The 21188-nt window shown below is 68.8% G+C and carries 20 protein-coding genes; 4 read left to right on the forward strand and 16 right to left on the reverse strand.

The annotated features are described in order from the left end of the window. Nucleotides 1-107: 107 nt before the first annotated feature. The 9 genes from H4F99_RS10625 to H4F99_RS10665 all read right to left on the reverse strand — a co-directional run bounded on the left by H4F99_RS10625 (nt 108) and on the right by H4F99_RS10665 (nt 10422). Nucleotides 108-1376: a glutamate-5-semialdehyde dehydrogenase gene (locus tag H4F99_RS10625; RefSeq protein ID WP_182669732.1), complete on the reverse strand. Its 1269-nt coding sequence runs from the start codon at nt 1374-1376 to the stop codon at nt 108-110. Next, nucleotides 1373-2536 (reverse strand): glutamate 5-kinase, encoded by a 1164-nt coding sequence (gene proB / locus H4F99_RS10630; protein WP_182669733.1) that lies wholly within the window; start codon nt 2534-2536, stop codon nt 1373-1375. The genes H4F99_RS10625 and proB overlap by 4 nt, the downstream gene beginning before the upstream one ends. After that, entirely contained in the window at nt 2533-3822 is a 1290-nt protein-coding gene (argH, locus tag H4F99_RS10635; RefSeq protein WP_182669734.1) for an argininosuccinate lyase, read from the reverse strand. The genes proB and argH overlap by 4 nt, the downstream gene beginning before the upstream one ends. Then, nucleotides 3823-4794 carry an N-acetyl-gamma-glutamyl-phosphate reductase gene (gene argC, locus H4F99_RS10640; RefSeq protein WP_182669735.1) on the reverse strand — a complete coding sequence of 324 codons (972 nt, stop codon included), beginning with the start codon at nt 4792-4794 and terminating at the stop codon, nt 3823-3825. 126 nt (nt 4795-4920) lie between these two features. Continuing rightward, the gene (locus H4F99_RS10645; protein WP_343064203.1) at nt 4921-6267 is read right to left on the reverse strand and encodes an acetylglutamate kinase; all 1347 of its coding nucleotides are present in this window, start codon (nt 6265-6267) and stop codon (nt 4921-4923) included. Between the two features lie 17 nt (nt 6268-6284). After that, nucleotides 6285-7406 (reverse strand): acetylornithine deacetylase, encoded by a 1122-nt coding sequence (locus H4F99_RS10650; RefSeq protein ID WP_182669736.1) that lies wholly within the window; start codon nt 7404-7406, stop codon nt 6285-6287. Between the two features lie 3 nt (nt 7407-7409). After that, the gene (locus H4F99_RS10655) at nt 7410-8609 is read right to left on the reverse strand and encodes an argininosuccinate synthase (RefSeq protein ID WP_182669737.1); all 1200 of its coding nucleotides are present in this window, start codon (nt 8607-8609) and stop codon (nt 7410-7412) included. A 58-nt stretch (nt 8610-8667) separates the two neighbouring features. Continuing rightward, a complete protein-coding gene (locus H4F99_RS10660) occupies nt 8668-9672 on the reverse strand; it encodes an N-acetylornithine carbamoyltransferase (RefSeq protein WP_182669738.1) in 1005 nt (334 codons plus the stop codon). Nucleotides 9673-9954: 282 nt separating this feature from the next. After that, nucleotides 9955-10422, reverse strand: coding sequence for a hypothetical protein (locus H4F99_RS10665; RefSeq protein WP_182669739.1), 468 nt, complete (start codon nt 10420-10422; stop codon nt 9955-9957). Between the two features lie 166 nt (nt 10423-10588). Between H4F99_RS10665 and cysS the strand changes: the two genes are divergently transcribed. Next, nucleotides 10589-11956, forward strand: coding sequence for a cysteine--tRNA ligase (gene cysS, locus H4F99_RS10670; RefSeq protein ID WP_182669740.1), 1368 nt, complete (start codon nt 10589-10591; stop codon nt 11954-11956). 11 nt (nt 11957-11967) lie between these two features. Beyond that, on the forward strand, nt 11968-12411 hold the full coding sequence (locus tag H4F99_RS10675; protein ID WP_182669877.1) for a SufE family protein: 444 nt from the start codon (nt 11968-11970) through the stop codon (nt 12409-12411). Nucleotides 12412-12508: 97 nt separating this feature from the next. Here H4F99_RS10675 and dksA read toward each other — a convergent pair whose 3' ends face one another. Beyond that, nucleotides 12509-13528 (reverse strand): RNA polymerase-binding protein DksA, encoded by a 1020-nt coding sequence (gene dksA / locus H4F99_RS10680; RefSeq protein ID WP_182669741.1) that lies wholly within the window; start codon nt 13526-13528, stop codon nt 12509-12511. Nucleotides 13529-13626: 98 nt separating this feature from the next. Between dksA and yidD the strand changes: the two genes are divergently transcribed. Both yidD and H4F99_RS10690 read left to right on the forward strand, forming a co-directional pair. Next, entirely contained in the window at nt 13627-13902 is a 276-nt protein-coding gene (gene yidD / locus H4F99_RS10685; protein ID WP_343064195.1) for a membrane protein insertion efficiency factor YidD, read from the forward strand. Nucleotides 13903-14006: 104 nt separating this feature from the next. Continuing rightward, nucleotides 14007-14840 (forward strand): M23 family metallopeptidase, encoded by an 834-nt coding sequence (locus H4F99_RS10690; RefSeq protein ID WP_182669742.1) that lies wholly within the window; start codon nt 14007-14009, stop codon nt 14838-14840. Between the two features lie 12 nt (nt 14841-14852). On the opposite strand, the gene H4F99_RS10695 is transcribed toward H4F99_RS10690, so the two are convergent. The 6 genes from H4F99_RS10695 to H4F99_RS10720 all read right to left on the reverse strand — a co-directional run bounded on the left by H4F99_RS10695 (nt 14853) and on the right by H4F99_RS10720 (nt 21174). Further along, nucleotides 14853-16568 carry a GGDEF domain-containing protein gene (locus H4F99_RS10695; protein WP_182669743.1) on the reverse strand — a complete coding sequence of 572 codons (1716 nt, stop codon included), beginning with the start codon at nt 16566-16568 and terminating at the stop codon, nt 14853-14855. 82 nt (nt 16569-16650) lie between these two features. After that, nucleotides 16651-17580 carry a GTP cyclohydrolase FolE2 gene (gene folE2 / locus H4F99_RS10700; protein ID WP_220481137.1) on the reverse strand — a complete coding sequence of 310 codons (930 nt, stop codon included), beginning with the start codon at nt 17578-17580 and terminating at the stop codon, nt 16651-16653. A 105-nt stretch (nt 17581-17685) separates the two neighbouring features. After that, nucleotides 17686-18426 carry a phytoene/squalene synthase family protein gene (locus H4F99_RS10705; protein ID WP_182669745.1) on the reverse strand — a complete coding sequence of 247 codons (741 nt, stop codon included), beginning with the start codon at nt 18424-18426 and terminating at the stop codon, nt 17686-17688. Further along, nucleotides 18423-19118, reverse strand: a complete 696-nt coding sequence (gene gph, locus H4F99_RS10710; RefSeq protein ID WP_182669746.1) for a phosphoglycolate phosphatase — start codon at nt 19116-19118, stop codon at nt 18423-18425. The genes H4F99_RS10705 and gph overlap by 4 nt, the downstream gene beginning before the upstream one ends. Further along, nucleotides 19115-19831, reverse strand: coding sequence for a bifunctional 2-polyprenyl-6-hydroxyphenol methylase/3-demethylubiquinol 3-O-methyltransferase UbiG (gene ubiG, locus H4F99_RS10715; protein WP_182669747.1), 717 nt, complete (start codon nt 19829-19831; stop codon nt 19115-19117). The genes gph and ubiG overlap by 4 nt, the downstream gene beginning before the upstream one ends. Then, on the reverse strand, nt 19831-21174 hold the full coding sequence (locus H4F99_RS10720) for a TRZ/ATZ family hydrolase (protein WP_182669748.1): 1344 nt from the start codon (nt 21172-21174) through the stop codon (nt 19831-19833). Before H4F99_RS10720 ends, ubiG begins: the two co-directional genes overlap by 1 nt. Between the last annotated feature and the right edge of the window lie 14 nt (nt 21175-21188).

Consider the following 21188-nt stretch of genomic DNA (forward strand, 5'->3'; position numbering starts at 1 on the left):
GGCCTCGAGCCGGCTTTTTCGTTCGCCCCTGTTCGATGTGGAACCGCGCATTCCGCCCGGGAAGCACCGCATCGCCCGACCCCTGTGGCCGGGCGATGCAGCCGGTATCAGGTGGCGCGTGATTCGGGGTGCCGGACCTGGCCATCGCCGCGGACCACGAAGCGCTCGATGGTCAACGACTCCACCCCCATGGGCCCATAGGCATGCAGGCGGGTGGTGGAGATGCCAATCTCGGCGCCCAGGCCCAACTGGCCGCCATCATTGAAGCGCGACGACGCGTTCACCATCACCGCGGAGCTGCGGGTGCCCCGCACGAAGGCCTCGGCGGCCGCGGGGTCCTCCGTCACGATCACCTCGGTGTGGTCCGAGCCATGCCGGCCGATGTGGACCAGGGCTTCTTCGATGTCGTCGACGACGCGCATCGAGACCACCAGGTCGAGGAACTCCGCCGCATGGTCGTCCTCGGAGGCCGGCTTGACGCCCTCGGAGGACGCCTGCACGCGCGCGCAGCCACGGACTTCGACGCCCCGGTCCTGCAACGCGCGGACGATCCGCGGCAGCACCGTACCGACCAGGGCCGCATGGACCAGGATGCCCTCGAGCGCATTGCAAACGCCAGGACGGCTGGTCTTTCCGTCCACCGCCAATTGGACCGCCTTGTCCGGATCCGCGGCCTTGTCGACGTACAGGTGGCAGACGCCCTTGTAATGCTTGATGACCGGCACGCGCGCGTTCTCGGCCACGAACCGGATCAGGCCCTCGCCACCGCGCGGGATGGCCAGGTCGACCAGCTCGGCAAGCTGGATCAGCTCCAGGACATGCTCGCGGGCCGTATCGGTGATCAGCGACACCGCGGCCTCGGGCAGGCCCTCTTCGCGCAGCGCAGCGTGCAGGCACGCGGCGATCGCCGCATTGCTGCTGCGGGCCTCGGAGCCCCCGCGCAGCAAGACCGCGTTCCCGGCCTTGAGGCACAGCGCAGCCGCGTCGGCGGTCACGTTGGGACGTGCTTCGTAGATCATCGCCACCAGCCCCAGCGGCAATCGTTGGCGTTCGATGACGAGCCCGTTCGGATGTGTCTGGCTGCGCGTGACTTCACCGACTGGATCGGCCTGGGCGGCGACTTCGCGCAGGGCATCCGCGATCGCGGACACGCGCGCCGGGTCAAGCCTGAGGCGATCGAGCATCGCGCCGGTCGTGCCATTCGCCGCGGCCCGGGCCATGTCCTCTTCGTTCGCGGTCAGTATCTCGTCCGTGCGGGCGTCGATCAGGGCCGCCATGCGGTCGATCAGCCGGCGACGCTGGTCGCCCTCCAGGGCGGCGATGGATGCCTGGGCCTCGCGGGCCGCTTCGGCGAGTTGTCGGACGTATCCGGTCATGCGTTCTCCTCGGGATTGAGCAGCACCAGGTCGTCGCGGTGAATCACCGATTCACCGAAGCTGAAGCCCAGCACCGATTCGATTTCATTGCTGTGCCGGCGCACGATGCGCCGCATGTCGGCCGAGCCGTACTGCGCAAGCCCACGTGCGAGCGCGGGCCCGTGCCGGGACTCCCCCACCACCTCGACCACGTCGCCACGCCTGAACTCGCCGTCCACCCTCACCACGCCGCCGGGTAGCAACGAGGCCCCCCGTCGCTGGACCGCATTCGAGGCACCGCTGTCCACCACCAGGCTCCCGCAGGAGGGCGCATGGCGGAGCCATTGTTTGCGTGCGGTGAGCGGGTCCGACTCGGGCGTGACCAGGGTGCCGTGCAGGCGCCCGTCGGTCAGGGCCCGGATCACGTCGGCGTCGCGGCCGCAGAACAGCACCGTCGGGATGCCGGCCCTCGACGCCTTCGATGCGGCCTCCAGCTTGGTCAGCATGCCGCCGGTACCCAGTTCACCGGGATCGCCCGACGCCGCCGCCAGCACTTCGTCGGTGATCCGATCGAGCTTCAGGATCGGCTGCGCTGCCGGTTCGTACTTGGGGTGCGCGGTGTACAACCCGCCGATGTCGGTGGCGATCATCAGCATGTCCGCGTCGACCAGCGACGCCACCGCCGCCCCGATGTTGTCGTTGTCGCCGAGCCGCAGCTTGTCGATCGCGACGGTGTCGTTCTCGTTGACGATGGGCAGCGCACCAACCCGCAGCAACTCGCGCAGCGTGTTCCGGGCATTCAGGTAGCGTCGACGGTTCAGCATGTCGTCGTGGCTGAGCAGGACCTGCGCAGCGGGTATGCCGGTCAGGCGCTGCCAGAACGTCACCAGGGTCGCTTGCCCGAGCGCGGCCAGCGCCTGCCGCTGGATCGGACCGCTGTTGGTGGATTCGATGCGGCGCCGGCCAGCGGCGACGGCGCCCGACGAGACCAGCACGATTTCGCGGCCCTGGGCGCGGGATTCGATGATGAAGCGGGCCAGCACGGCCGCATACCGCGGGTCGAGGCCGTCCTCGCTCGGCAGTTTGTCCGAACCGGCGAGCAGGCTGCTGCCGACCTTCAACACCGCACGCTTCCAGCTGGGCAGCGCCTGTGCCTTGAAGACCTCGCGGACATCGCTCATTGCAGGCCCTCCAGACGCGCGGCCAGGACATCCAGGCGAAGGTCACCGGCGGCACCGGGCGATACGCGCGCCGCCAGGCTGCCGGCAGGATCCCCTTCGGCCCAGCGTGCCGGATCCGCGGCCAGCCGGTAGGCCTCGCGGAACGGCAGGCCCTCGCGCGCCATGTCGACCGCAAGGTCGGTGGCGTACATGGAAGGCTCCAGCGCGGCGCGCATGGCGTCCTCGCGCCACTCCAGGTGGCGCAACAGGTCGGGAAGCAGTTCGAGCGCGCCCATTCCGCGCTTGAAGGCATGCACGAGGCCGCCCTTGGAGAACTGAAGGTCGCGGTGATAGCCGGACGGCAACGACAGCACCTGTTCGATCTCGACGCGCGCGGCGGCAGCCGACGCGTAGGTGGCGCGCATCAGTTCGATGACATCGGGATTTCGCTTGTTAGGCATGATCGAGCTGCCGGTCGTGTACTGGGCTGGCAGCCTGACGAAGCCGTACTCGCCGCTGGTGAAGAGGCTCAGGTCCCAGGCGATCCGGCGAAGATCCAGCAGCGCCGAGCACAGGGCCTCGATGGCCGCCATCTCGAACTTGCCGCGCGACAGTTGCGCATACGTGGCGGACACCTGCATCCGCCCGAAACCGAGTGCCGTGGTGGTGTGATCCCGGTCCAGCGGCAGGTTGACACCATAACCCGCGGCACTTCCCAGCGGATTGGCATCGATCCAGCCAGCGGTCTGCAGGGCGCGCTGCGCATCGTCGATGAAGGCTTCCGCCCAGGCCGACCACCACATGCCCAACGACGAGACCACGGCCCGCTGCAGGTGGGTATACCCCGGCAACGGGACGGCCTGCTCTGCTTCCGCGCGCGCCAGCGCGACCGCGGCGCACTCGCGCGACACCGCGGCGAGGTCCATCAGCTGCCGTTTCAGCCACAAACGGGTCGCGACCAGCACCTGGTCGTTCCGGCTACGGCCGGTATGGATCTTCTTGCCGGTATCGCCCAGGCGCTCCACCAGGTGCGCCTCGATGGCGGAGTGGCCGTCTTCGTGGCGGGCGTCCAGCACGAAGGTCCCGGACTGGAAGGCCCCGGCGAGCCCGTCCAGCTCCGCCACGATGTCGGCGAGCTCACGATCGCCCAGGATGCCGATGCGCTGCAGGCCTTCGGCATGCGCGCGACTGGCTTCGATGTCGTGCAGGAAGAACTCGCGGTCGAGGACGACATCCTCGCCGGCGAGGAAATCCTGTATGCGGGTGTCGATCTCGACACCCGGCTTCTGCCACAGCAGTGGACTCATTCAGCCGTTCTCCATGACGGGAATCCCCGTCCATTCGTCCAGCCCGAAGGCCAGGTTGAGGTTCTGCAGTGCCTGGGTCGCCGCGCCCTTGAGGAGATTGTCCTCGGTCGCCACGGTGACGAGGCGACGGCCGTCGCCGGACATCGTGAAGCCGCCGATCTCCACGTGGTGACGACCGGCGATCCTCGACACCCACGGGGCCTCGTCCAGGACGCGGACCAGCGGCTCGTCGACGTAACGCGCGCGATAACGTTCCACCACGTCGCCACGCGCCACCGACCGCGACAGCGGCATGTTGGCGGTGATGGTCAACCCCCGGAAATGCGGGGCGACATGCGGCATGAAGTGGATCGGATGACCCAACTGGGTGGAAACCTCGCGTTCGTGGATGTGCCCGGCCAGCGCATAGGGCATCAGGTTGTCGCGCAATGCGTCGGGATCGTTCTTGTCCGACGGCGTGGTGCCTGCACCCGAGTAACCGGAGACACCGAAGCACTGCACCGGCCCGGCCAGCAGGTCGAGCATCGGCGCCACGGACAGTTGCATCGCCGTGGCATAGCAGCCCGGATTGCTGATCCTGCGCTGGCCCGCAAAGCGGTCGCGCGTCAGTTCCGGAAGCCCATAATACCATCCCGCGTCGAAACGATAGTCCGCGGACAGATCGACGATGACCGGATCGACGCCTTTCCCCACCGAGACGGCCGCGTCGAACGCATCCACGCATACCCGCGCCTTGCCGTTGGGCAGGGCCAGCACGACCGCGTCCGCGCCCAGTGCCGGCAGGTCTTCGTGAGCGGGGGCGCTGTAGCGAAGTTCGCCGCGATAGACGTCGATATGCTCCGCCACGCGCTGGCCGTCCAGCTCGCGCGACGACACGTAGTCAAGCTCGAAGACGGGGTGACCCGCGACCAGGCGAATCAGCTCGGCGCCCACGTAGCCACGTGCACCGACGATTCCTACGGAGATGCTCATTACGGAAGATTCCTCTGGCCCGTATCGTGGGCCGGCCCTTGCAGGGGCGCCGGGGCACCCCGTCCTGTCCAGGTTGATGATGCCGCGGGTCCGGTTGCGTACGGGTGACGGCCCGCGCCGTGCGGACTACGCGACGCCGCGTTGCACCGGGTTGGAGAGCGTCACCGGCCGGGTGGCGCAGTGGCCGACGCATTTCGCGATCGCATCGAACCCCTGCATGCCATACCAGAACACCCGCCACGCGTCCTGGCGCAGGCAACCATCGGATTCAGAGAAATAGAACGGATTGACCGCGTTGCCGTTGCGCGAGCGCCAGAACAGGCTCGGATTCTGCTCGCGCATCACCTGCCAGACCGCGCGTCCGAGGCCCTCGCCCTGCGCATCGTCCAGCACGGCGAACTTGTCGAGATAGGTCCCCGCGTCCTCCGCCGTCAGTATGACGGCCGCACGGTAGTTCTCACTGACGTACGCACGGTGCAGGCGGGTACGCTCGAAGTAATCCGGTACCAGCTCGCGGCCGAAGGCCGACTCGATCAGCGAACGCAGGCGTTCGAGATCCAGCTCGTTCCAGTCCGACACTTCAAGCACGCGCTCGCCACGGCGGACCAGGGTGCCCGAGCCCTTGTGGGTGAACAGCTCCTTGGCGAGCTCGGACGGCTGGGTGATCGACACCGAGGACGTCGGCGGCAGCGTGTCGAGCAGGGCCTTGATCTGCTCGATCTTGACCTTCATGCCGCCATTGACCCAGGGCTGCGCGACCAGGTGCTCGTACTCGGTGGTCAGGTTGATTGAATCGATCACCTTCCCGTTGGCGCCTAGCAACCCGCCGGTGCCGGTGAGGAACACGATCTTGTAGGGCTGCAGCACCTGCACGAGTTCGTTGGCGGCGAAATCCGCATTGACGTTGAGGATCTGCCCCCCCACGGTCTCGCCCAGGCTGGCAATCACCGGGATCGAGCCGGCCTTCAGGCTGGCTTCGATCGGTGCCAGGTCGACGCGCTTGACCTCGCCCACCAGCCCGTACGTGTCGCGGTCGATGTAGTCGGCCTCGAACACCCCGGACACGATCGACGTCGCGCGCGCATCGAAGGCCTGCAGCGCCTCGACCAGCTTCAGGTTCTGCGAATGGAACACGCGTCGCACGATGGCCAGCGCCTCGGGCGAGGTGACGCGCAGACCGTTGACCGTGGTCTTTTCGATACCGGCAGCGGACAGTTCCGCGTCGAGCTGCGGGCCGGCACCGTGCAGCACGATCGGCGTCAGGCCGACATCCTGCAGGAACGCCAGCGACGAGGTGAGCGCGTCGAGGTCGTCGCGCAGCACGGCGCCGCCCACCTTGACCACGGCGAAGCGCTTGGCGTCGAGCTGCGAGAAACGCTTGAGGTACTGGCTGATTTCTTTCGCGCTGGCCATGCTGGACAGCAGGCGCACGATGGTCTGCCGGGTCTGGATGTCGCGGCTGTCTTCGCGGATGTCGTCAATGGCGATGTTCACGCCGGCGTGCCCTGTCCAAGGATGCGGATGATGGAGTCGGTGTAGCGTTCAAGCTGGTCCAGTTCGACCCACTCGTCCGCGGTATGGGCCTGGGCAATGTCGCCGGGACCATAGACGAACGCGGTCAGTCCGGCGGCCGAGAACAGCGACGCCTCGGTCCAGAAGTCCACCGCGTTGCCGATCGGCAGGCCGAGTTCGTCGGCGAGGTCGCGCGCATCCAGGCGCTTGCGCTCGGCATCGGCGACGTCACCGCCCGGCAGCGACGGCCCGCGGAAGGTCTCCTCGTAGCTGTCGAGCGCGTCCGCGTCGGCAAAGCCACGGAAGTCAGCATGCAGGCCATCGATCGACATCGAGGGCAACGGACGGAAGCCGAAACGCACCTCGGCGCTCGGGGCGATCATGTTGGCCTTGATGCCCCCTTCGACACGGCCGATGTTGTAGCGCAGGCCCGTGAGGCCACCGAAACGCTGGTGTGCCTGGGCCTCGACATGGTCGAGGGCGCGACCGCCCCAGCGGATCGCCTGATGCAGCGCGCTCGCCTGCATCGCGTTCGCACCCGAGGCATGCCCTGCGATACCGCGGAACTTCATCAGCACCGAGCTGATGCCGCGATGCGCGAGCACCGCCTCGCAACGCGTCGGCTCGGCGATGATCGCTTCCTTGAACCCATGGTCGCTTGCGAGGAAGGCCGCAATGCAGCGGGCATCGTTGGCCTCCTCGTCCGTGCTGAACAGGAACGCCGCATCGCCGTCCGTCATCGACGCGGCGGTCAACAGGCCGGCCGCCGCGCCCTTGATGTCGCAGGCGCCCAGGCCGATCGCACGGCCGTCCTCGACCCGCAGCTTGAGCGGATCGGCCGACCACGCCTCGGACGACGGTACCGTGTCGAGGTGCACGTTGAAGACGCGTCGCGGCGTGCCGCGCATGGCGAGCATCGACACCGCACCGGCACCGTGGTCGGTGACGCGCACATCGAAACCTGACAGCTGCGCGCGCAGGTAATCGAAGATCCCGCCGGTGGTGATCTCACGCGGCGGGTTGCGGGTGTCGAACGACACCAGCGCCTCGAGGTGACGAAGCGTGGTGGCGAGCGCCGCGGGGGATTGCAGGTCGCCCATGCCTCAGTCGCCGCTCCGGTTGATCTCGGCCCACAGGGTGCTGCTCATGCCGAACAGCTTGATGAAGCCCTCGGCCTCGGCGACGCCCCAGTCGGCCGCCTGCGCGTAGGTCGCGCCCTTGGCGTTGAGGATGTGCGGCGACGCCACCGCGACCGCGTTGACGACGCCACCGCTGGTCTCCAGCGTGACCTCGCCGTTGACGGTGGACTGGCTCGACGCCAGGAAGGCTTCGAGGTCGGTCTTCAGCGGGTCATGGAAGAAGCCTTCGTAGACCAGCTCGACCCACTTGCGGGCCACGTCCGGCTTGAACCGGTTCTGCTGCTTGCTCAGCACCGCTTCCTCGAGCGCGCGATGCGCCGTAAGCAGTGCAAAAAGGCCCGGCGCTTCGTACACGATGCGCCCCTTCAGGCCGATCGTGGTGTCGCCGGTGTACATGCCGCGGCCCACGCCGTACTGCGCGAACAGCCCGTTGAGCTTCGCCAGCATGAGGTGGCCCGCCATCGGCTCACCGTCGAGCGCGACCGCTTCGCCATTTTCGAAGCGGAGCGTGACCTGCAGCGATTCGGCCGGCCACTCGGCGCGCGGCTTGCACCAGCCGCGCGCACCCTCGCCCGGCGCCAGCCAGCGGTCGATCTCGCCACCGGACAGGGTCACGCCCAGCAGGTTCTCGTTGATCGTGTAGGCCTTCTGCTTGGCGCGCACGCCGAAGCCACGCTCCTCGAGGTAGGCCTGCTCATAGGCGCGCACCTCGGTGTGCTCTTTCTGGATCTCGCGGATCGGCGCCACGATCTCGTAGTCGCCCAGCGCCTTGACCGCCAGGTCGAAGCGGACCTGGTCGTTGCCCATGCCGGTGCAACCGTGCGCGATGGCGCGGGTACCCAGCTCGGCGGCGCGCGCGAGCGCAGCCTCGACGATCAGGTAGCGGTCGGACACCAGCAGCGGGTACTGGCCCTGGTAGCCCTCGCCCGCCCAGACGAACGGCTTGACGAAACCCGACCAGATCGCCGGGCCGCCGTCGACGGTGACATGGGACGCGACGCCCAGCTCGGCGGCGCGCTGCTCGATGAACTCGCGCTCCTCGGCGTCGACGCCGCCGGTATCGGCGAACACGGTGTGGACGTTCCAGCCGCGCTCCTGCAGGTAGGGCACGCAGAAACTGGTGTCGAGGCCGCCGGAAAAGGCGAGAACGATGTCCTTGCTCATGGGATGGGGAGTTCCGGTAAGTCGTGGGGAAGTGGGGAGTGCCGGCTTGCGCCCGGCGTCAGGGATGGGCCAGCGCGGCCATGATCGCCTTCTGCACGTGCAGGCGGTTCTCGGCCTCGTTGATGGCGATGCAGTTCGGCGAGTCCATCACCGCGTCGGTCGCCTTGACGTTGCGGCGCAACGGCAGGCAATGCGAGAAGACGCCATTGTTCGTGAGGGCCATCTTGGCCTCGTCGACGATGAAGTGCTTGTACTGGTCGCGGATCGGCTTCTCGGGCGCCCAGTTGCCGAAGTACGGCAGCGCGCCCCAACTCTTGGCATAGACGACGTCGGCACCGGCATAGGCGCTCTCGATGTCATGGCTGACCTCGAGCGAACCGCCCGACTCGGCGACGTTGTCGCGCGCCCAGCCCATGTAGCGCTCGTCGAGCACGTACTCCGGGGTGGGGCACAGCAGGGTCACGCCCATGCCCATGCGGGTCGCGATGGTGAGCGCCGAATTGGCCACCGCGGTGTTGAGCGGCTTGGGATGGTAGGTCCATGTGAGGACGTACTTCTTTCCGCGCAGATCGGTCGTGCCGAAATGCTCCTGCAACGCCAGCACGTGCGCCAGCTCCTGGCACGGGTGGGTGATCGTTTCCATGTTGATCACCGGCACCGGCGAGTACTTCGCGAAGCTCTTGAGGACGATGTCCTCGCGGTCGTAGGCCCAGTCGACGAACTTCGGGAAGGCGCGCACGCCGATCAGGTCGACGTAGCGGCCCAGCACCTTCGCCACCTCGGCGATGTGCTCCTCGGTATCGCCGTCCATCACCGTGCCGAGGTTGAACTCGATCGGCCACGCGTCCTTGCCCGGCTGCAGGACGATGGCATGGCCGCCGAGCTGGAAGGCGCCCAGCTCGAAACTGGTCCGCGTCCGCATCGAGGGATTGAAGAACACCAGGGCAATCGACCGCCCCTTCAACTGGTCGCCCAGCTTCTCGCGCTTGAACGCCGCGGCCTGCGCCAGCAGCGCGTCGAGATCGGGACGGGACCAGTCCTGGGTGTTCAGGAAATGCTTCATCAGGGGTTCCAAGGCAGCGCACCCAGGGGTGCTCAGGTGGGTTTACCGGGCCTCGGAAACGAAAAAGCCCGGCGTCGAGGCCGGGCTTTCATGTGCCACCGTGGAGCCGGCGGCGCAGGAACAGGCGAAACCGCCTACCCGACCAGTCGTGGCGGGTACGGTCGGCGGGCACGAGACGTCATCCCAGCCGCCATCCAGGCGGAGGTCAGGATCTCGGCGTCGGCATAGCGCGTGTTCATCAGGGGGCGAATGCTCGCATGGCCCCGGGCTGGACGCAAGCGCTCACTGGCCGGGCACCACTGGCGTGATCGAGATCCGGATACGCAACCGGTTGCCAGGATCCTCGGGCAGTCGCGAGCGGAACTTGGCGCCCTTGTAGAGGTAGTCGACGTCGAACGCGATCGGGCGCTGGAACTGGCGCTCGACGGAGACCGAGCGACACGCGCCGGGGCCCGGCGTTTCCGTCGCGGCGCCCCCGTCGTCCCGATCTTCCCGGGTAAACACGTCCTTGACCGCACCCACCATGCGCGACAGGCGCGAATCCGCTTCCTCGTCCGGACGGGGCGTCTGGTCGCACTCCTGCTCCGTGCGGGTCGCCGTCAGGGTCTGGTACACGGGCGTGACGCGCAGCACCTGGGCGTAGTCATAGCGGACGTTCTCGGCCTGGATGACGACCCGGTCCTGGGCGGGAGCGGCGGCCGCGAAGGCGGCAATCGGCAGGAGGCAGGTCAGCAGGCGGGTCGGGGTCATCGCGCTCGCGGCTTCGGACTTGTTCAAAAATTGTAAGCGGAAGTCGCCGTACGGGCGTGAATCCCCGCTGTCACGAACGCTGCGCCACCGCCCCACCCCAACGCGAATCGCGCGGCATCCCGGACGCACCCTCGCTAGAATGGCCGCTCGCCCCGACGGACAGCCCATGAGCCTGCACCTCTACAACAGCCTGACACGCCGCGTGGAGCCGTTCGCGCCCGCCGATCCGGCCCGCGCCACGATGTACGTGTGCGGCCCCACGGTCTACAACTACGTGCACATCGGCAACGCGCGCGGCCCGGTGGTCTTCGGGGTATTGGCCGACGTCCTTCGCCGCCGTTTCGGCGCCCTCGCCTACGCACGCAACATCACCGACGTCGACGACAAGATCAATGCGTCGGCACGCGAACAGGGCGTACCGATCGGTACGATCACCGACCGCTTCACGGCGGCCTACCGGGACGACATGGCGGCGCTCGGCGTGGCACCTCCCGACCTGGAACCCGCCGCGACCGCGCACATTCCCCAGATCGTCAGGATGATCGGGCAGTTGATCGAGGCCGGCCATGCCTATGCTGCCGAAGGGCACGTGCTGTTCTCGGTGGAAAGCTTCAAGGGCTACGGGAAGCTCTCCCGCCGCGATCCCGACGACATGATCGCGGGCGCGCGCATCGAAGTCGCGCCGTACAAGAAGGGGCCGGGCGACTTCGTCCTGTGGAAACCCTCCTCCGACGACCTGCCGGGCTGGGACTCACCCTGGGGACGCGGACGACCCGGCTGGCACATCGAATGCTCCGCCATGGCGGCCGCGCACCTGGGCGAGACCATCGACATCCATGCAGGCGGTGTCGACCTGCAGTTCCCCCACCACGAAAACGAAGTGGCGCAGAGCGAATGCGCACACGGTGGCAAGCCCTTCGCGCGCTTCTGGCTGCACAACGGCATGCTCAACTTCGACGGCGCCAAGATGTCCAAGTCCATCGGCAACATCGCCCGGGTCCACGACCTCGTGCGGGACCACCCGCCGGAAGCGCTCCGCTATGCGCTGCTGTCGGCGCACTACCGGGGCCCGCTGGACTGGTCGGACGGGCTTATCGAACAGAGTGTGCGCACCCTCGACCGGCTTTACGGCACGCTGCGCGACCTGGACGACGTGACCGCGACGGCGGTCATCCCGGCAACGATCGAGGCAGCCCTGGACGACGACCTCAATACACCGCAGGCCCTGGCCACCCTGGCCGGAATCGCGGCAGAGGCACGCAAGGCCGCGGCTGCGTCGGAAAAGACCCGCCTGAAGGCGGAACTGCTCGGTGCCGGCCTGGCCCTCGGATTGCTGCAACAGGCGCCCGCCGACTGGTTCGCGCGCGGCACATCGGGCGAGGACGACGCCCGCATCCAGGCACGGGTCGATGCGCGGGTGGCCGCCAAGCAGGCGCGGGACTTCGCCCTCGCCGATGCGATCCGTGACGAACTCGCCGCCGAGGGCATCGTGCTCGAGGACACGCCACAGGGGGTGCGATGGGTCCGCAAGTGAGCGACGGCAACGTGCCCGCGACACCCTTCCCGCTGGAGCCGACACCGGCCGGTGCGCAGGCCGCGATCCGCGAGGAGTTCGCCTTCTTCGGCGACTGGTCCGAGCGCTACCAGTACCTGATCGACCTCGGCCGCAAGCTGCCTGGGCTCCCGGATGCATGGAAGACCGAGGAGCACCGCCTGCACGGCTGCCAGTCGATGGTGTGGATCGTGCCGGTGGGCGATGCGTCGCGCCTGGACTTCCACGCGATCAGCGACTCCGCGATCGTCTCGGGATTGATCTACCTGGCGCTGCGGGTCTATTCGGGCCGCAGCGCGGAGGAGATCGCCGCGACCGACGCCGACTACATCGCCGACATCGGCCTGGCCAAGCACCTTTCGCCGACCCGAAGCAACGGCTTGGCATCGCTCCTGGCGTTCATACGCGCCGAGGCCGGGAAGCACCTGCCGGGCTGAGCCAACCACCGTGCCCTGTCGAGGTGGAGACGAAGAAGCCCCGCGTTGGCGGGGCTTCCGGGGCATGCACGGACCGGACGGTCCCTACCGCTGAACGTCAGTCGCCCATCTGCTTCTGCAGGTGCTCCCAACGCTCCTGGGCGTCGATGGTGCGCTCCGCCTGTGGACGGGCTTCGAGGCGATCCAGGCCGATCTCCTCGCCCGTATCGACGCAGAAGCCGTAGTCGCCACTGTCGACGCGCTTCAGCGTGCTGTCGATCTTGCTGATCAGCTTGCGGTAACGGTCACGCGTACGCAGTTCGAGCGCGTTCTCGGTCTCCCGACTGGCGCGTTCCGCCTCGTCTCCGACGTCGCGCACTTCTTCCTTGAGGTTCTCGATCGTCTGCTTGGATTCCTCGACCAGCTCCTGCCGGCGATCCAGCAGCTTCTGGCGGAAGTACTCCAACTGGAGGAGGCTCATGTACTCCTCGTCCGCGCTGGGCTTGTAGCCGGCCGGCAGGACCGGACGGCCGCTTTCATCTGTTTTGTATTTCACGACTTTGTACTGTGTTCTGGGGGCGGGAGCCGGCGTGCGTGCCTTCACGGCGACCGCCACCTTGCCCACGGCACGCTTGGGAGCGGGCGCTGGGGCGGTGCGGGTCGCGGGGCGCGCGGCGGGCTTCTTGACCACGCCGGTACGGGACGGCGCGGTGGCCGTCTTCTTGGGTGCTGGTTTCTTGGCGGCGGCCGTCGAAGCGGGCTTTTTCGTCCCCGTCGCCGAACGGGCCGGTGCCTTGGCCGCGGGCGTCTTGCGGCTCGCAGCCTTGGCAGGCGCGGCCTTCTTCGCGACCGGAGCCTTCCTGACCGGGGCTTTCTTCGCGATCGCCTTCTTCGCCGGCGCCTTGGCCGCCGTGGCCTTCTTCGCCGAACCGCTCGCCGAGGCGGACTTGGCAGCGGTCTTCTTCGCCGGGGCCTTCTTCGCGACCGCCTTGGAAGCGGGCGCCTTCTTCGCCGGTGCCTTGGTGGCCTTCTTCGCCGGCGCCTTGCCGGCGCCGGCCTTCACCGCCTTGGCGGCTTTGGGTTTCACGGTCTTCTTGGCGGCCTTCGCGGCCTTCGCGGTTTTCTTCTTCACTGCCACGGGCGACGTATCCTGTTCGGGTTCCCTTGTGACGGGAAAGCGGGCTGTTATACCCTGCGACGGCCTACCGCGGCAACCGCACGCCCTGCGGCCAGAACGTGATCGACCGCCTCCTCATCGCCCTGCTGCGCTTCTACAAGCGGTGGATCAGCCCACTGCTCGGACCCCGCTGCCGGTTCCATCCGAGCTGTTCCGAGTATGCAATGGAGGCGATCGGACGCTTCGGCACGCTGAAGGGCGGCTGGCTCGCGGCGCGCCGGCTCGGTCGCTGCCACCCCCTCAACCCGGGCGGATACGACCCTGTTCCGCTCGCGGCCACCCCTTCCCAGGACGACGACCCGTGCCGATGCCCGCCTCCTCCCCCAGAACCCTGACCGTCCATGCCCGGCGGATGAAGGAAAGGCGCGGATACAAAGGCGGGCTCCGGATCGGCAAGCGGCGCATGGAACGGACAGCGGTGGGGCCTCGTCCGCCGAGCATGCGTGGGTGGCGGGGTCTGGTGGTTATCGCCGTTTCCTGGCTGGCGGCGATGCCGGCCGGCGCGGCGCTGCCGACCTTCCTGCCCACCTCCGTGCAGCAGGGTTCGCTCGTCGTCGGCCTGGCCGATCCCGACGCAAGCGTCCGCCACGACGGCCGAACCCTGCGCGTATCCCCCGAGGGCCGCTTCGCATTCGGTATTGGACGCGATGCCGCCGGCCCCGCTCGGGTCGAAGTGACGACACCCGGCCAGGCGACCGAGGTCATCGAGATCGCGGTGACGCCACGCGACTGGCCGATCGAACGCGTCGACGGCGTCCCGGCCGCGACGGTGGATCCCCCGAAAGCGATCGCCGAGCGCATCGCCCGCGAGCAGGCCGAGGTGACGCGCGCACGTACACGCGACGACGAACGAAGCGGTTTCAGCCAGCCGTTCATCTGGCCCGTGCAGGGTCGCATCAGCGGCCGGTTCGGCAACCAGCGGATCTACAACGGAACCCCGAAGTCGCCCCATTCGGGGATGGACATCACCGCCGCAAACGGGACCCCGGTCAAGGCCCCCGCGGACGGCGTGGTCAGCTACGCCAACCCCGACATGTACCTCACCGGCGGCACGCTGCTCCTCGACCACGGGCACGGCGTCAGCTCCAACTTCCTGCACCTGTCGCGACTGGACGTGAAGGTGGGCGACCGGGTCCGGCAGGGCGAGGTCATCGGTGCGGTGGGCGCCACGGGACGGGCCACGGGGCCGCACCTCCATTGGGGGATGAACTGGTTCGATACCCGGGTCGATCCGCTGCTGGTGCTGGAAAGCAGCGGCGCAGCGACCCCCTGACCCCGCCTGCGCTCAGGCCCGCTGCAGGATGCGCCTGACCTGCGCGGTCACCCGGTCGCGGCCCTGCGACTTGCTCGCGTACAGCGCCGCATCGGCCCGCTCCACCAGGTCCTCGGCACTTTCCCCCGGCACCAGTTGCGCCACCCCCAGGCTGAGGGTGATGTCCAGCGAGAGGCCGTCGATCGTGACGGGACGGCTGTTGACCGCCGAGCGCAGGTTTTCGGCGACCCCCACCGCCTCGTCCAGCGGCGTCTGCGGCAGGATCACCACCATCTCGTCCCCGCCGTAGCGGCCCAGCACGTCATAGGGCCGCAGGCGGTTGCCGGTCCGCATCGCGACCAGCTTCAGGCACTCGTCTCCCACCCGATGGCCGTGGGCGTCGTTGATGTGCTTGAAGTGGTCGACGTCGAAGAACACCAGCGACAGCGGCACGCCGCTCTTGTGCGCGTCGGCGACCCATTCGGCGAGCTGGCGCTCGATCACGGGACGGGAACTGGCACCCGTCAGGGCGTCCTGCGAGGCCATTCGACTGGCGTGGTCGCGGTCGCGGCGAAGTTGTTTCATCGTGCCCACCAGGCTGATCGTGACGATCAGGCCCGTGGCCAGGAACCCGGCCGGATAGGCATACGACAGCCACTCCGGCGCGCTCCAGGCCCCCAGCCGGTCCAGCAGACGCATCATCACCACCACTGCGGCGGGCGACAGGGCCAGCACCCGCAGGCCGGTACCCGGCGTGCGCGCCTGGGCCGAACGGAACAGGGCAAACGCGACCACCAGCAACGAGGCCATGACCACCCCGTTGCCGACGGTGGCGATGAGCGCGCTGCCCGACGCGATCCCCATGCCGATCAGGCCCAAGGCGGACAGGCTGCACGCGAGCAGGGCCCGATGGATGCCGGGGTAGCGATGGCGGAGGTCGAGGTAGTACGCCATGAAGCTGTTGCTGGCGATCAATGCCACCAGCCCGAACAGACGGCTCCAGCGGATGTCACGGCCCAGGAACTCCGCGAGATCCGGGAACAGGCGGAGATCGCCGCCTATCGTCGCCACGTAGAGCATCTGCGTGCACAGCGCGAGCATGAGGTACAGATAGCTTGGCTCCCGGACCGCGACCCAGAAGCCCACCACCAGCACCGCAAGCAGCAGGGTCATCGCCATCACCCCCACCCGCCAGCCCACGTAGGCCAGGTCCTTCCGGTGGGCCGTGGCCAGGGACTCGACCCCCACCGGGATGCGCATGGGGGCCAACGTGGACAGGCGAAGGTAGACGGATTCGCCGGCGTCCAGCCCCTCCGGCAGGATCACGAACAGGGCGCGGGCGGAGTGGCTGGGATCGGCATGCAGACCGGCAACCGCCAGCCGGTGCCCCTGCCGCACGCCGGGCCGGTAGGCGTCGACGCGGTTCAGGCCCGGAAACGCCAGTACCAGGTGCGGCACCGCATCGGCGGCAATGTCGCGTCGCGCCGTGACCCGCCACCAGGCCACGCCGGCCCGGGTTTCGGTGAGCGCGACGCCCTTGGGGTCACGATAAGGAACGAAGGCCGCGTCCAGCCCACCGGACACCACGCGTGCCGGCACCGCATCCTCCGCCAGGCGGCCCACTTCCAGAAGCTCCGTGCGGTCCGCATCCCCCACCACCGGACCCGCCTCCGCCAGCACCCGTGCGGAAAACAGCACGGCGACCAGGCAGCCGACGAGAAGCGGCAGGAGCGCGAGGCGCCTTGGCAATGCTGTCCCCTGTTCGTCGCAGACGCGACGCCCAAAGGATAGCGCTCAAAGTGTGACCCAGGTCAAGTCCCGGGCTGGCGCATCACACCGGTTCCGGACCGTGGCCGCTCACCCGCGCCACCGCGTCATGCGGGTGGAGGCTCTCGTAGTGCTCGACTTCAGCGTCGAAACGCTCCACGTGCGGATCCGCCGCCAGCACCGAAGCCACGCGGCGGGCCGCGTCCTCGCAGAACATGAGGTTGGCGGCGTTGAGCGCGGCGAACGCCTGTTCGTCCTCACGCTTGACCGCCGTCTGTACCGGCGTGCCCAGGACCGCTTCGAGTGCCTCGATCAGGCTGCCCAGCGGCAGCTCTTCGAACTGGGTCCGCAGCTGAACCCGCACGGACGCGCGGCTGCGCTGGGCATGCGGCGTGGCCGCCAGTCCGCGGTCCGATGCGAGCCAGTCTCCCACCACCCCGACCGAGATCGGCCGCGCATCGGCGAAGTCGGCGCTGAAGCGCTCCGCGTTGAGTTGGCGGGAAAGCGCGGCGGATGCCGGACAGGTGCTGGAATACTCGACCGAAAAGGCCAGTGCGAGCCGGAGGTGGCCGTGTTCCAGGCGCGCGTCGATCTCCACCGGATAACGCTTCCACCCCGCATTTCCGCTGGCCAGCGCCGGACGCAACAACATCTGGTCGTAACGCACCACCAGCCGCGCCGCGCCGGCGAGGCCCTTCTGCGAGTCGACCAGCGACTGCAGCACCCGGCGAAGACCGGCCGGTGTCACCGTTTCGCTCGCGAAGGCATCCTGCAGGTGCAGGTACAGGCGCGACATGTGGATGCCCCGCGCCTCGGCGTCCAGCAGGTCCACGCCCACGTCCACCGACGCCGCCACCTGCACCGGCTCGCCCCCCGGGGTGGCTACCCGGAGCGGAAGCGCGATGTTGGACATCCCCACCCAGTCGAGCGCACGCGCGGCGGCGGCGGCCTCGTGGGCGACGTCGGGCAGGGTACGTACGTTCTTGCGGGACATGGTCATCGTCTGGAAATGGGGATGCGATCCGCCCAGGTCAAACCCCGGCGGCCGGCGCCCATTCTACCGACCCCGTCCCCGGGCCGTGGAACGGGGACGGAACAGTCAGTTGCGCCGCGCGCCGCGCGCCGCGCGCCAGCCCACCCAGAGTGCGACCCACGGCGAGAGTGGGCGGGCCGGGTCGCCTCGCCGCAACCGGGCCCGGGCCAGGCGCGACCAAAGGCGGCGGGGAATGCCGGTGGGACGGCCGGTCGGCCAGCGCAGGCGCAACTGGTGGGCCCAGATGCGCAACGGCTCGCCTTCCCCCGCGCGAACGAGTACCGCACGCGGGACATGGGCGTCGTCCGCGTGGAAGAAGCGCGCATGGAGCAAGGTCGCACCGATCGCGTCCGGTGCCGCCGGGTCCGGGGCGCCCGCGCTGAACAACGCCGCTTCGATCGCCGCCGCCGCGGCGGTAAACGGCGCCAGCCGGGCATAGGCATCCGCGGTGTCGGCCGGTCGCTCGCGCGCCGCCCGCAACACCGGAAGCTGAAGCGCCAGGGCGTTCCAGGGAGCCGCCTCCCGCTGGAGCGCGCGCCCAAGCGGATGTCGACGGCGCCCGGCGGACCAGCCCTGCAGTTCCTCGGCCCACCAGGCCAGCTTGGCCTCTCCCGGACGCGCGTCCTGGCCGCCCCAGGCCGCCTCGGTCAGTTCCTGCAGCAGGGCCGCCCAGGCCAGTGCCACGGCGCGTTGTCCTGCGGGTACGAAAATCTCCACCACCGCCCATTCCGGCCAGCGAGCGCGCCATTTGGCGAGGAAGCTGTCCAGCTCGGCCTGGGCGGTATCGAAGGGCTGCGGTTCGCTCATGGAACGCGCGCCATGGGCCACGCACGGGGATCGAGCAGGTCGGCGGGACACTCGACCATCACGTCCCCACCCCAATCGGCCGGTTCGTCGCCCGGAAGGCGATAGCCCCACAAGGCGACGATGGAGCGCATGCCGGCGGCGCGCGCGGCGTCGATGTCGCGGCGATCATCCCCCACGTAGACACAGTCGGCCGGGGCGATCCCCAGCCTGTCCGCGGCCGTGGTGAGGGGCAAGGGGTCGGGTTTGCGCGTCGGCAGCGTATCGCCGCCGATCAGGACGGCGCAGCGCGTTTCCCAACCCAGATGGGGCAGCAGCGCACGCGCCAGGTACTCGGGCTTGTTGGTGACGATGCCCCAGCGGGTGCCCGCGTCTTCCAGTGCGCGAAGCACGGGCTCGATGCCGTCGAACACGCCCTCATGCCGTCCGAGGTGGCGCTGGTAACTGTCCAGCAGCTCAGGCACCCAAGACTCGCGCTCGGTGTCCCCCACGTCGGGAAAGGCGGCCAGCAGCATCGCCCGGGCGCCCCTCGACACGCTCGGCCGGAACGCCTCCAGCGGCATGGCCAGCCGTCCCCGCGCGGCACGCACTTCGTTGACCGCGGCCAGCAGATCGTGCGCGCTGTCCGCCAGCGTGCCGTCCAGGTCGAACAGCACCGCCGCGGGAAACGCCGCCACCGTGTCGATCCTGCTCATCCCGGCTTGCGCGCGCAGGCCAGGTAGTTCACGTCGGTCCGGCCCACGAGTCGCGCCGCGTTCCGCCAAGGCTCGTAGGCCAGCCCGCTGACATCCTCGAGCTGCAGGCCCGCCTGCCGCAACCATGCGGCCAGCTCGGAGGGCCTGATGAAGTCTCGGTACTGGTGCGTCCCCTTCGGCAGCAGGCGCGCGACGTACTCGGCCCCGATGATCGCCAGCGCGAACGCCGCCGGGGTCCGGTTGAGGGTCGACAGGAACAGTCGCCCACCGGGCTTCAGCGCCATCGCGCAGGCGCGGATGATGGCGCCCGGATCGGGAACGTGTTCCAGCATTTCCATGCAGGTCACGACATCGAAACTCGCCGGACGCTCGGCCGCGAGCGATTCGACCGGCTGCAGGCGATAGTCCACCTTGACCCCGCTCTCCAGGCCATGCAGCCGGGCCACCTTGACCAGTTCGGGCGCCAGGTCGAGCGCGGTGACGTCCGCCCCTGCGCGCGCCAGCGCCTCGCTCAGCAGCCCACCGCCGCAGCCGACGTCGAGTGCCGTCGCACCGGAGAGCTCGACGCGTGCGGACACATAACCGAGCCGCGCCGGGTTCAGTGCATGCAAGGCCTTCTGCGGCCCCTGCGGATCCCACCAGCGATTGGCCAGCGCTCCGAACTTGTCGAGCTCGGCCTGGCTGAAGTTGCGGTCCTCGGCGACGGTGTCCATCAGTCGATCCTTATCCGGGCGATGCGGGCGCGCCACTCGCGCGCGTTGGCGACCAGGGCGGCGGGCTCGAGATCGGCCAGCTCGCCGGAGCGCAGCTTGTGGGCGCCGTCGATCCACACGTCGGTGACCTGGTGGCGCCCGCAGGCATAGACCAGTTGCGAGATGACGTGGTGGAGCGGCTGCGTTTCGAGCCGGTCGAGGTCCACGCAGGCCAGGTCGGCGCGCTTGCCCGGCTCGATGGAGCCGATACGGTCCTCGAAGCCGACTGCCCTCGCACCACCCAGGGTTGCCGCGCGCAGGGCGCTGGCGGCGCTGAATGCCGCCGCGTCGCCCGCGACCGCCTTCGCCAGCTGCGCCGCGGTGCGCGTCTCCCCGAACATGTCGAGGTCATTGTTGCTGGCGCAGCCGTCGGTCCCGATCGCAAGGGTGACGCCCGCCTTCTCCAGCTTGCCGACCGGGCAGAAGCCCGAGGCCAGCTTGAGGTTGGACTCGGGGCAATGCACGACGGTGACGCCGCGCTCGGCGCACTGGGCGATCTCGGCATCGTCGAGCGCCGTCATGTGCACCGCCACCAGGCGATCGTTGACCAGCCCCAACCGGTCCAGGCGCGCGAGCGGGCGCTGGCCGTGGATCTTCCGCGACTCGTCGACCTCATGCTGCGTCTCGTGCGTGTGCAGGTGGACCGGCATGTCCAACTGGTCGGACAGCATGCGGATGCGCTCGAAGCTCGCGTCCGACACCGTGTACGGTGCATGCGGCACGAAGGCGGTGGCGATGAACGGGTCGTCGCGCCACTGGTCGTGCACTTCGATTGCGCGGTCGAAGTACTCGTCGTCGGACTGGGCCCAGGCCGTCGGGAAGTCGATGACGGGCAGGCCGACCCGGGCGCGGAAGCCCAGCTTCTTGTAGACCGCCGCCTGGACGTCCGGGAAGAAGTAATTCTCGTTGGCACAGGTGGTGCCGCCCCGGAGCATTTCCGCCACCGACAGGGCGATGCCGTCGGCGACGAACTCCGGACCGATCACCGCGCCCTCGACCGGCCAGATATGGCCCTGCAGCCACTCCATCAGCGGCAGGTCGTCGGCAACCCCGCGCATCAGGGTCATCGGGTTGTGCGTGTGGGCGTTCACCAGGCCGGGGATCAGCGCGGAACGCGGCCGCGACACCACCTCACCGGCGGTGAAACGCTCGCGCGCCTCGCGGACCGGCAGCACCGCGACGATGGCGCCGTCGCGAACCGCCACGGCATGGTCTTCCAGCACCACGCCGTGCGGGACGACCGGCACCACCCAGCCGGCCTCGATCAGCAGGTCGCAGGGCGTGGGGCCGGCTCCGGTCGTCATGCCGTCTCCGAACG

It is taken from the genome of Marilutibacter penaei (genome assembly GCF_014145395.1).
Lineage (GTDB): Bacteria > Pseudomonadota > Gammaproteobacteria > Xanthomonadales > Xanthomonadaceae > Marilutibacter > Marilutibacter penaei.

Excerpts from the sequence above, each read along its gene's own strand:
- H4F99_RS10625 (WP_182669732.1), bottom strand. The coding sequence starts at position 1,376 with ATGACCGGATACGTCCGACAACTCGCCGAAGCGGCCCGCGAGGCCCAG.
- proB (WP_182669733.1), bottom strand. The coding sequence starts at position 2,536 with ATGAGCGATGTCCGCGAGGTCTTCAAGGCACAGGCGCTGCCCAGCTGG.
- argH (WP_182669734.1), bottom strand. The coding sequence starts at position 3,822 with ATGAGTCCACTGCTGTGGCAGAAGCCGGGTGTCGAGATCGACACCCGC.
- argC (WP_182669735.1), bottom strand. The coding sequence starts at position 4,794 with ATGAGCATCTCCGTAGGAATCGTCGGTGCACGTGGCTACGTGGGCGCC.
- H4F99_RS10650 (WP_182669736.1), bottom strand. The coding sequence starts at position 7,406 with ATGGGCGACCTGCAATCCCCCGCGGCGCTCGCCACCACGCTTCGTCAC.
- H4F99_RS10655 (WP_182669737.1), bottom strand. The coding sequence starts at position 8,609 with ATGAGCAAGGACATCGTTCTCGCCTTTTCCGGCGGCCTCGACACCAGT.
- H4F99_RS10660 (WP_182669738.1), bottom strand. The coding sequence starts at position 9,672 with ATGAAGCATTTCCTGAACACCCAGGACTGGTCCCGTCCCGATCTCGAC.
- H4F99_RS10665 (WP_182669739.1), bottom strand. The coding sequence starts at position 10,422 with ATGACCCCGACCCGCCTGCTGACCTGCCTCCTGCCGATTGCCGCCTTC.
- cysS (WP_182669740.1), top strand. The coding sequence starts at position 10,589 with ATGAGCCTGCACCTCTACAACAGCCTGACACGCCGCGTGGAGCCGTTC.
- H4F99_RS10690 (WP_182669742.1), top strand. The coding sequence starts at position 14,007 with ATGCGTGGGTGGCGGGGTCTGGTGGTTATCGCCGTTTCCTGGCTGGCG.
- folE2 (WP_220481137.1), bottom strand. The coding sequence starts at position 17,580 with ATGTCCCGCAAGAACGTACGTACCCTGCCCGACGTCGCCCACGAGGCC.
- H4F99_RS10705 (WP_182669745.1), bottom strand. The coding sequence starts at position 18,426 with ATGAGCGAACCGCAGCCCTTCGATACCGCCCAGGCCGAGCTGGACAGC.
- gph (WP_182669746.1), bottom strand. The coding sequence starts at position 19,118 with ATGAGCAGGATCGACACGGTGGCGGCGTTTCCCGCGGCGGTGCTGTTC.
- ubiG (WP_182669747.1), bottom strand. The coding sequence starts at position 19,831 with ATGGACACCGTCGCCGAGGACCGCAACTTCAGCCAGGCCGAGCTCGAC.
- H4F99_RS10720 (WP_182669748.1), bottom strand. The coding sequence starts at position 21,174 with ATGACGACCGGAGCCGGCCCCACGCCCTGCGACCTGCTGATCGAGGCC.